An 11036-nucleotide genomic window follows, 5' to 3' on the forward strand; every position below is an offset into this window, starting at 1 on the left:
ATGGCTAGCCCCACGCTCTTCCGCTATCCCGGCCTTTTGGCCATCGTTTTTGCGACTTTGATTCCGATGTCAGTGACCGCATCGGAGGACGATCATGTGCTTCGTCGTCAGAATCAAGTGGCTTGGTGCATCGTCCCCTTCGACGCAAAGAATCGAAGTCCCGCAGCACGTGCCGCGATGTTAAAGGAAATTGGCATCACGCGAGCCGCCTATGATTGGCGAGCGGTTCATGTTCCGACTTTCGAACAAGAAATCCTGGCCTACCAAAAACACGACATCGAATTCTTTGCATTCTGGGGCGTGCATGAAGATGCGTTCCAGTTGTTTGAAAAGTACGACTTACATCCTCAAATTTGGCAGATGCTTCGCGACAGCGGTGGTGACAACGCGGCGGCCAAGATCGAAGCGGCGGCGCAGCAGATGTTGCCGCTTGCCAAACGGACTGCCGCAATGGGATGTCCGCTTGCACTTTACAACCACGGAGGCTGGGGCGGCGAACCAAAGAATCTTGTCGCCGTGTGTCAACGTTTGCACGAACTAGGGCAAACGCATGTTGGCATTGTCTATAACTTTCATCACGCACATGGGCATATCGCCGACTGGGCCGAGTCGTTCGCCATCATGAAGCCGTTCTTGCACTGCTTGAATCTGAACGGCATGAACCCGAACGAGCAGCCCAAGATTCTCGGGATCGGCAAAGGACAGCACGAATTGGAGATGATCCGTGTGGTGATCGAAAGCGGATACGATGGACCGATCGGAATTCTGGACCATCGGAATGAGCTCGATGCACGCGAATCGCTGATCGAAAACCGTGACGGATTGGATTGGATTCGCCAAGAACTTCAGACTCGCGGCAGTGCGGGACCATTGCCCCCGACCCCGGCAATCAATACCAAACCGACCGCTGCGAAGGACGTGGGATCGGGCCGAATCTTCCCTGGCGCTGATGCCTACCGAAATCCGACGATCACCGTCGAAGTCCGAGCGACAATGCGAAGCCACGATCGCTACAACATCCTGGTGGCGAGCGACAGTAAAAAATCATCCGATCACTGGGAACTGTTTTCCATGAGCGGCAGCGGTTTTTTGACTGCCTACCTGCCCGGCAAAATTCCGGACCACGTCCATACCGATTCAATGATCTGCGACGGCCAACCTCATACGGTTGCGATGATTTACGAAGCGGGCCGCATCCGTCTTTTCGTGGATGGACAACAAGTGGCGGATCAGCCGATTGCAGATAAGAAGAAGGGTGCGAGTGTTGCTGGTGGGCTTGCGATCGGGCGACTTGTCGAGCGTGCCCTCGGCTTTGATGGCGAAGTTCAATGGGTGCGGATCTCCAAAGGGGTCCGCCAAGTCACTGCGAAACCGCTAGTCGATGTGTCTCGCGATGATACGACGCTTGGATTGTGGAAACTGGGTAATGTGCAAGCGGAAGAGTCACCGCAATTGGATCATCACAGCCGAGTCGATGCGGAACCTGCGGCAAACACATCGACATCGGCGGGCGTCGATCTTGCGTACGACGGTGAAACCGTGGCACGGCTGATCCGCGAATCACAAGCGTCCGGTGACGCCGTCCGTGGCGCCAGCGTGTTTGCCGATGCCAAGTTGGCCTGTTTGTCGTGTCACAAGATTGGCGATCACGGCGGCGCGGTCGGTCCTGATTTGTCGACGATCGCCAAAGATCGGTCATTGCCCCAGATCGTCGAGTCGCTCTTCTGGCCGCAACGGGATGTGGCAGACGAGTTTATGACCTGGAAAATCTTGACGATCGATGGCGATATCCTCACCGGATTCAAACACCGATCGGACAACCAACAACTGGTCATCCGAGATTCTGCATCCAATAAACTGACAGTGATTTCAAAAGAGGAGATCGAAGAGGAAATCGCGGCCGGCTCGGTGATGCCCAGCGGGTTAACTGCGGCGATGTCACTTCAACAGCAACTCGATTTGATTCGATTCTTAAGCGAACTCGGTCGCAACGGAGCCTCAATTTCCCAACCGCTTCAACACGCGATCGCTCACAGTCAAATGCATGGGCCAGCCGAGTCGCCACAAACCACCACTCCGCTCGCGGCTGAGCATTGGCCACACGCGAATCATCCGGTCAATCGCGATCGGCTGTACGATTTTTACACGAAACAGGCCGAACATTTTCGCGTTCAACCGCATCCACCAATGCTGATCTCACCCTATCCTGGCCTGGATGGCGGCGAGCAAGGGCACTGGGGCAATCAGAGCGAACCGGACTGGGACGACAATCGCTGGAATCACACGCAGCTGGGGACGGTGCAAGCGGGTGTTTTTCGCGCTGACGGCATCACGGTGCCTCGCGGCGTTTGCGTCCGGTTTGGAGACGATCACGAGATGGCCGCCTGTTTCAATCCCGACACGTTATCATTTGACGCGGTGTGGACCGGGGGCTTTGTCAAGTTTCCTTCGGTTCGCTATGGGTTTGTCGGCGGCATACGTCCCGATGGCAGTTTGATCGATGTAGCCAAACGCCCCAAAGTTCAGCAGCCGTTTCAGTACCACGGATACTATCGACATGGCGAACGGGTCGTGTTCGCCTATACCATTGGCGACGTAAAGTATCTCGATTCCGCCTGGGTCCAGGACGGCAAGTTTGTTCGCGACGTGGCGCCGATCGACGAGCATCCGCTGCGGCATGTAACCCAAGGTGGACCGCAACAGTGGCCCGACGTGATCGAGACAAAGATCATTCGCGGCACGCAACGTCCTTATGCCATCGATACAATCGAATTGCCGACGGACAATCCGTGGAAAGCCCTGGTGTTCTGCGGTGGGCACGACTTCCTGCCCGACGGCAGCGCGTTAGTGTGCACGATGCAGGGCGACGTATGGCGCGTCAGCGGAATCGATGCCGCGTCCGATGAAGGCGGCATGGCACGATGGACACGTTTTGCCACCGGACTACACCATCCGTTGGGATTAGTGGTCACCGACGGAGAAGTCTATGTGCAGTGCCGAGACCAATTGACGCGATTGACCGATGTCAACGACGACGGCGAAGCCGATTTCTACGAGTGTTTCAGCGATGCGTTTGTCACCTCGCCTGCCGGCCATGATTTTATTTGTGGTTTGCAACGTGACGAACGAGGCAACTTTTACACCGCGTCGGGTAACCAAGGTTTACTGCGTATTTCACCCGACGGAAAAACTGCGGACGTGATCGCAACCGGGTTCCGCAACCCCGATGGTTTGGGAATCCTGCCTGGCGGGACACTGACGGTGCCCGTTTCCGAAGGCGCATGGACACCCGCGTCGGCGATTCATGCCGTTCCCCCTTCGGCGTCACCCTCCACCGGCAATCCGCCGCACCACGGCTATGGCGGACCCAAAAATAGTCAACCGCCTGAATTGCCGTTGGCCTACGTTCCGCGCGGTCTCGATAATTCCAGTGGTGGCCAGGTCTATGTGGACAGTCACGCATTCGGACCGCTCACAGACCAATTGTTGCACTTGTCGTTCGGCACCGGAACATGGTTCAGCGTGCTTCGCGACAAGGTCCATGACCAAGTCCAAGGAGCAGTCGTCCCGCTCAGGGGTGACTTTTTGTCGGGTGTTCATCGCGGTCGCTTTCATCCGCGAGACGGACAATTGTATGTTTCGGGCATGACCGGTTGGGGGTCATACACTCGCGATGATGGTTGTTTCCAGCGAGTTCGCTACACAGGGGATGCGGCTCAGCTTCCCACGGGCTTCCATGTATACGAAAATGGCGTCCGAGTCACATTTTCGCTACCAATCGACGAAGCAATCGCCAGCGACCCCAAGCAACATTTTGCTCAGTGTTGGAACTACCGATATAGCGGTGGCTATGGATCACCGGAATATTCGGCGACGCATCCTGGAACCGCCGGCCACGATCCGCTGCGAATTCAATCCGCTCACGTGATGGCGGATCGATGTTCGCTGTTTTTAGAGATTCCTGACCTGCAACCTGTCAATCAATTGCATTTGCGAATGCATGTCAACGACGACAATGCGGCCTCGTGCAATCCAGCGGGCGATGGGCAAGACATGTTCATCACCGTCCATCAAATGGACGAGCCATTTACCGATTTCACTGGTTATCGACCGACCGAGAAGCGGATTGCGGCTCACCCGCTGTTAGTCGATATGGCTTCGATGGCGGCACGTGCTCCCAACCCATGGCACCAGAAGATCAGTGGCGCTCGATCGATCAAAATTGAAACCGGCAGCAATCTGACATACACCACCCCCGAGTTCCGCGTGGCAGCCAATGAGCCCTTAGCCGTCACACTGTCCAATCCGGATGTCGTTCCCCACAATTGGGTTCTTGTGCAACGAGGTGCACTTCGGCACGTTGGTGAGCTTGGCAATCAAATGATCGCAAATCCGAACGCGTTTGTGCGACAATACATTCCCGAATCGGACCAAGTCATCGCGCATACCGACGTCGTTTCGCCAGGCCAGGAACAAACGATTTATTTCATTGCCCCGGCTGCGCCCGGTCGCTACCCGTTTCTCTGTACCTTTCCCGGTCATTGGATGGTAATGAACGGTGTGATGGTGGTCGAGACGCCAGCAGAGTAAGCCGAGCGTATCGTGAGCGAGACCGAGTCGCAACGATGCTTTTGAGCGATGCCGCGAGTCAACGTCGCGATTCAATCGATCGCATCTCGACCGACTTGAGGACAACGGTTTTCGCGTTCGCCAAGTGGGTCGTGATTGATGGACTTTAACCGCACTTCGCTGACATCGGCGGCGCCATCAACAAATGCGACGATCGGTTCGCCTGGGTCGTATGCTGCTTCGGCTGCTGCGGGTAGTGACAAGTCCTCAGCAGCAACCGCATCCTCCTGTTCGCCGCTGCGCAATCGGCCGGCCAACCACAAACTTGACATCCCTACGCCGGCTGCGATCCAGCCCACGGTTCCAAATCCTTCTAGTGCCGCACCTTCGCCCGCTTGCGAAACGATCAAACCACCGAGATAGGCGCCAACGCCACCGAAGATATGCTGAATCGATGAGTTTGCACTCAGAAACGCGCCGCGGTGTCGTGGGGCGACACTCGCAGTGATCATCGCCATCGCGGGGATCATCCGTCCCACATTGCAAACCATCAACGCGCCAAACACGACGATGGCAAGCACAATTCCACCCTCGTACAAATGCGTGATCGCGAACATCAGTGCCGCCGAGAGTGGTGCGATGACACGAAAAACGAATAACTTTCCCGCGCGGTCTGCCCAGCGGCCGATGACAGGAGCGGTGAAGAAGGTCAGAGCCCCGCCCGCGATGTATACCCAAGGCAGCTGTTGTTCGGACATACCCACGTTCCCGACAAAATAGGCGCTGATGTAGGGGAAGATCAAAAAACCGCTACAGGTCAGCGCGATGATGAGCGCAAACGCGTTCAAGTGGTTGGGAACCGTAAATGTCCTGCGAAGAGACTCTAGCGGATGCACCTGGGTTTCGCCAAAGTGCGCGTCGAGCGAGGGCAGTGCATACGCGGCGATGAATAACACCGGGACTCCGGATAACGCCAACGCGATGAATGTCATGTTCCACCCAAAGTGGTTGCCAATCACCAGCCCTAGCGGTACTCCCGCGACCGACGCGATCGCAAAGCCCGTCATCATCGCTCCCGTGGCACGTCCACGACGGCTGTCCGGAAAAACGTCGCCGATGATGGCCATCGAAATCCCTCCTAAAATACCGCCGAATGCTCCTGTCAAAATGCGAGCAAACACCAATGTTCCGTAGTTGGGGGCGAGACCACACAATAAGGTTCCAAGGATGAATCCAGCATACAGCACCAGAAACGCCGATTTTCGACTGAAACGGTCAACGGTTGCCGAGGCAACAAGCCCCGCTACCCCGGCGGCGAACGTGTACGACGAAACGATCAACCCAAACGCGGCCGGATTGATATGCAACACCCTCATCAACTGGGGACCAAGCGGCATCACGATCATAAAGTCGACGATGGTAATAAATTGAACCGTCGCCAAGACCAACAAGATCAACCGCTCGTTGTAGCCACTAGTGTTGTTCGAATCCGTTTGAGACATTCACAATTCGCTTGCATTGAAAAAGGTGGAGATCGCTCACATGCAAAATGGCCGAGTGTAGACGTTTGCATGCATTGGAGCATCGATGGCAAAACACTTGCTGAGGCAGCGTGGCATCCTCGCGTCTTGGCGTTCGAACGCCGCGGGGGGGCAGGATAGGGCAAAGCAGAATCTGCGATCCTCTCGCCGTTACAGTCCAATGACACCGTATAGGTGTATGGGTTCGCCGCGACTTCAACAAGGCTGGGGCCGATTGCACTAGCAAAGTTCAACAAAACTTCGCGAAGCATTGAAGTGGAAAATCACGACTCAATCGTTCGTAGCGAAACTATGAAAGAGTTTCGGTTTGACTCGCGTGGCCGAAAGTCTCTGCGACTTTCGCTACAGTTCATTCCAACGGCTAACGGGATTCTATCCAATGAACCCTGTTTTGCCGACAAAAACCTGGGCAACGGCGTCCAAGTGGCCGGAGAGTCCGAGCGTATGGAACCAACAGCGACCTACCGAGTACTGGTTAGCGGAGTAAACGCTGCATCGCCGCAGCAACGCCCCGAGTGACTTCGCTCATCCGTTGATAATCGAGCGTATCGGGGGTGTCGCTAGCTTGGTGGTAATTTGGATTCCGCAAGAAACTGGTATCGGTCAACATCAACGCCGCATAGCCATGGTCCCAAAACGAACTATTGTCGCTACGACGGATTTCGCTGACCTTTTCGGGCAACACGATCGAGAACAGCGGCATGTTGGTTTTGCGTTTAAATCCGCGACGAAATTGCCAATTCAGCTTCCATGACGCGGGGTTGCCGACGGCGGCTAGAAAGTTGCCACGTTTGGGAAAGAACCGATGCAGCCGCTTGGGAATCGATGGGGGTACACTTTGCGAGCCGATTTCGTCACGAAAATAGCCAACCATCTCCAGACATAGCATCCCGACTATCTTGTCACCACGTTGTTTTGATTGACGCGCATGGTGCTGGCTGCCCATCGCATCAAAATCGCCGTACGGTTTCTCTTCGCAGGTGAACGCGACATACCTCGCTGTGCGTTTGCCAGTGTGTTGCCGCAGAAGGCGACTGACCTCGATCATCACCGCCACCGCGGACGCGTTGTCGTCGGCTCCCGGTGTCCCCGCCACGGTGTCGTAGTGGGCCCCCAACAATACGATCTCGTCGGATCGCTTCGTTCCCCTATTCTCGACAAATAGATTCGTCGCGGGCTCGCCCATCGCGTCATAACGCTCTGTCTGGACGTCGTACTGCATCGCATCCCATTGCCCCGCGATGTAACCGGTAGTCGCGGTGATCGACTTTGGTCGATCGAGAGTACGGGGGCCAATCAAGCCGGCGAGTCGGTCGACATGCAGACGCAGATTCGCTTCGATTTCATCGCTCATCGGCAGACATACTCTTGGGGAGCCGTACTTTGGTTGACTTTCACGCTCGAGCTTGGAGTTGCACCGAAAATACAGCCCCGAGCGTGTTAAGTCAAAAGCGAATCGATGGGTGTGTCCTACCTTCGTCCCCGACTGCCGCGTCGCCCCAGTTGTGCAAAGAGGCTGTCGGAATTGACCGAACGGGCGTTGATCGCCGCCCGCTGTGATGATGCTATCGAGGTCACCCGCGTGGTCGAATCGGTGGGTTCCCGATTTTCGAGCCAATCAACGAACTCATCCAACGAGATGTTGCCATCGGAGTTGGTGTCGGCGGCCACTAGCTTCTGCCAAAACCGGCCGACTTCATCCTCACTCAACATGCCGTCATCATTGCTATCCTTGCTGGCGAATCTCGCTTCTTGTTTGGCTTCTGCAGCAAGATCCAATTCGTCGGCAGTGATCAAACCATCGTTATCCGCATCGACTTCATTTTCGGACAAGCGGGCCCAAACGATCTCGGGAAGTTCATCTTCGCCGAGCGAGCCATCTTCGTTGGCATCGTAACGAGCGAGCAACTGATCAAATCCGACGCGAAACGAACGTGGGTGGTCGATGCCCTTGTGGTGACCAAACGACGAGAAGTGATCGTGGTCGCAAAGCGCCGAGTCATCATCATCGTCGCCATCCAGGTCGGTCAATCCGCCGTCATCGATGGTCTCGTCTTTTTCGTCAGTCTCGTCGGTTTCATCATCGAGGGGATCTGAAACGTCGACATCGCCCTCATCGGTTTCGCCGTCGGATTGCTCGGTGTCCCCCTCAGTTTCCTCGGTCTCGCTGCCGGTTTCACTGTCCGTCTCACTGCCGCTCTCATCCGATTCACTATCGGCTTCGCTATCGAGGTCGTCATCGGCCACCACGTCGGTGTCATCGTCGCTACCCACCGTGGGCGTGCTGTTGGTAAGCTCGCTGTCGTCCTCGCTCGTTGTTGTCTCGTCTACGCTCTCTACCGATTCGTCACCCGAGTCGGTAGGATCGGCAACCACGACGAACTCACTTGTACCTTCCGTTTCCGTCGGCACCAACGAGTTGATTACCATCAAAGCGTCTAGTGCGGTCACATAGCCGTCGCCGTTGACGTCCGAGAATCCAGTCGTCGATTCATTGGATCGGCTCAATTGGTTGATGATCACCAATGCGTCTAACGCCGAGATTGAACCGTCATCATTCGCGTCGGTGGGGTCGTAGAGGTTATGATTTTCAGGAACATCGGCTTCAATCCGGCCTCCCCAGCGGTGCCAATTTCCGCCGCGACGCCATCGCCGCCGCGAGAATGGGTTGTTATCGGAATCCCCGCCGTCATCCGTTTTGTCCTCAGGCAACTCTGAATCGGTCGTGTCGGTATCTACGGTATCATCGGTCGCGGTAGGGTCGACATCGTCGGCATCACCCCCGCTACTGTCATCTGCACTGGTATCGTCAATCGGTGCATCGTCGACCGAATCGTCATTGGTTTCGGTAGTCGTTGCCGCGGCATACAGGGTCAACGCTTCGGCGATGTCGCTGTCGTCGAGACCAGTGAACTGCTGGTTGGGTGTAACGTAGGCCTGCAGCACCGATCCAGCATCGGTTAGATGATCGAGGCCAAGCGAATGTCCGATCTCGTGAGCCGCGACCCAAACGAGGTCAAATGCTTGATTGCCCAACGAGTTACCGACTTCCCAAACCTCAGCCAAATCGAATTGGATGTCGCCGGCGATCCGCGATGGATTCACATCGTCCGGGAAATAGGCTTGTGCTAGCGTTCCGCCGCTGCCGTCAATGTTCGTAAACGAGATATCAATCGAATCATTGAGTCCGGTTTGATCCACCTTGGTAAAGGTCACATCGACGGCATCGGACCATGCATCCAGCGCGGTTTCAATCGCCGCTTCCACTTCGTCTTGCGACAGCGAACTCGGGGCGTTGCTGATCGTGTAGGTCAACTCGGCCTCGCCCAATCCGGGACCATCCCAACCGAAACTGGCCGCCATCACCCGTCTCGCTTCCAGCGGTTCGGCCATTAATCGGCGGCGTTGACTTCTACGAATTGACTTCATTGTCCGTTTCCGAAATAGTCGTTTCATCAAAATGGCTCTAACGTTTTGTTTTGCGACGAGGGGAGAGGAAAGAAAACAAGGCGTTGCGAGGTTCCCCGTCAGGGGGCACTGACGGAGAACCACAACAACGCCGCCGTTGCAACGACCACGCGACCGGTTGATTCGGAGGGTTAGAATGAATCACCGGAGCGACGTCTATCGATAAGGGAGATTCCGTATCGGATTTGTCACGGTTGAGCGGCGGAAAATTGTTTTTTTTTGCGTTTCGCCTTGGTCTCATAGGGAAATTGCGCCAAATCAGTCCTCAGACGCCGAGACGATCGCAACGCTAAGAAGGAGTCTTTGTGAATATTCCTCGCTTTGCCGCTAGCGACTTGTTGACTTAATCGAAATGCAATTCGCATTTGTGAGCCGAGGGCCGTAAGGCACCGGGGCGTGCGTGGAACCCGGCCGCTGACGAGAACGTCCGGCTTAGGCCAGAGGCCGATACATCCTCTGCCGCGGCCGTAGGGCCACGGGATGTAGCGAATGAGCTGCAAAGGCCGGAGGCCGACCAATGACTGAGTAAATGTGTCGGCCTCCGGCCTTAAAAAAAGAACGAATGCGAGTTGTTAGAGTCACCCTAAGCCGGTCGTTCTCTCACGCGTCGCGGCTCAGTAGATCAACAAGCCTGCTGGCCACGGCTGCGACATTCAACCGGGGCTAGCGCCCAAGCGCAACGCTGTGAAGCATTTCTTCCTATAAGGAAAACGCGAATTTACTGTAGCGAAAGTCGCAGAGACTTTCGGCCATGCGAGTAAAACCGAAACTCTCTGCGAGTTTCGCTACGAAAAAATGCTTCACAGCGTGCGCCCAAGCGGCTAACGGGATTTCATTCAATGGTTCTTGCCTACCTGCTTGGCGACTTTACAACTCGCTAAAGTAGGTAAATGCCGTCGTGTCACTCCGCCACGATTTTGACTAAGGATCCGCGATGGTTAAATAGCTACTCTTCTACCGAACGCGCCACTATGCCCGAGATCGACACCCCCGCAGCGACCACCGATCGTTCTTCCAATCGTGATCGTCCACCGGACAACGAACGAATCTTGTTGACCGGTGCCACGGGCTACGTTGGCGGGCGATTGCTGCGATTGCTCGAAGACACTGGTCGCCCGCTTCGCTGTATGGCGCGGCGCCCCGAAAATTTGCGGGCTCGTGTCAGCGAACGTACCGATGTCGTCCGTGGCGATGTGCTGCAGCGTGATACGTTGGCGGACGCTGTGCAGGGGATTCACACCGCGTACTACTTGATTCACTCGATGGGAACAAGCGATGGTTTCGAACAAGACGATCGCGATGCCGCTGGCAATTTCGCATCAGCCGCACGAGATGCGGGCGTCAAGCGAATCGTCTATCTCGGCGGTCTTGGGGAAGACGATGATGAATTGTCGAGTCATTTGCGGAGTCGACACGAGGTGGGAAAGGTGCTGAAGGAATCGGGAGCCCAAGTCATCG

General features: G+C 55.8%; 5 protein-coding genes and 1 pseudogene. 3 read left to right on the forward strand and 3 right to left on the reverse strand.

Going from position 1 to position 11036, the window contains the following annotated elements:
- Positions 1 to 66: 66 nt before the first annotated feature.
- Positions 67 to 4590, forward strand: coding sequence for a DUF6797 domain-containing protein (locus tag RMSM_RS05095; RefSeq protein ID WP_144057381.1), 4524 nt, complete (start codon positions 67 to 69; stop codon positions 4588 to 4590).
- Positions 4591 to 4661: 71 nt separating this feature from the next.
- Here RMSM_RS05095 and RMSM_RS05100 read toward each other — a convergent pair whose 3' ends face one another.
- From RMSM_RS05100 to RMSM_RS05115, 3 genes are all read right to left on the reverse strand, one after another.
- The gene (locus tag RMSM_RS05100) at positions 4662 to 6071 is read right to left on the reverse strand and encodes an MFS transporter (protein WP_008692532.1); all 1410 of its coding nucleotides are present in this window, start codon (positions 6069 to 6071) and stop codon (positions 4662 to 4664) included.
- 514 nt (positions 6072 to 6585) lie between these two features.
- Positions 6586 to 7464: a M28 family peptidase gene (locus tag RMSM_RS05110; RefSeq protein ID WP_008692535.1), complete on the reverse strand. Its 879-nt coding sequence runs from the start codon at positions 7462 to 7464 to the stop codon at positions 6586 to 6588.
- 116 nt (positions 7465 to 7580) lie between these two features.
- Entirely contained in the window at positions 7581 to 9539 is a 1959-nt protein-coding gene (locus RMSM_RS05115; RefSeq protein WP_040764185.1) for a matrixin family metalloprotease, read from the reverse strand.
- Between the two features lie 18 nt (positions 9540 to 9557).
- Here RMSM_RS05115 and RMSM_RS43715 point away from each other — a divergent pair.
- Positions 9558 to 9713 (forward strand): annotated as a pseudogene (locus RMSM_RS43715) (H-X9-DG-CTERM domain-containing protein); the annotation flags it as partial.
- 836 nt (positions 9714 to 10549) lie between these two features.
- On the forward strand, positions 10550 to 11036 hold a 487-nt coding region (locus RMSM_RS05120; RefSeq protein ID WP_144057382.1), incomplete at its 3' end, for an NAD(P)H-binding protein.

Source organism: Rhodopirellula maiorica SM1 (assembly GCF_000346295.1).
GTDB lineage: Bacteria > Planctomycetota > Planctomycetia > Pirellulales > Pirellulaceae > Novipirellula > Novipirellula maiorica.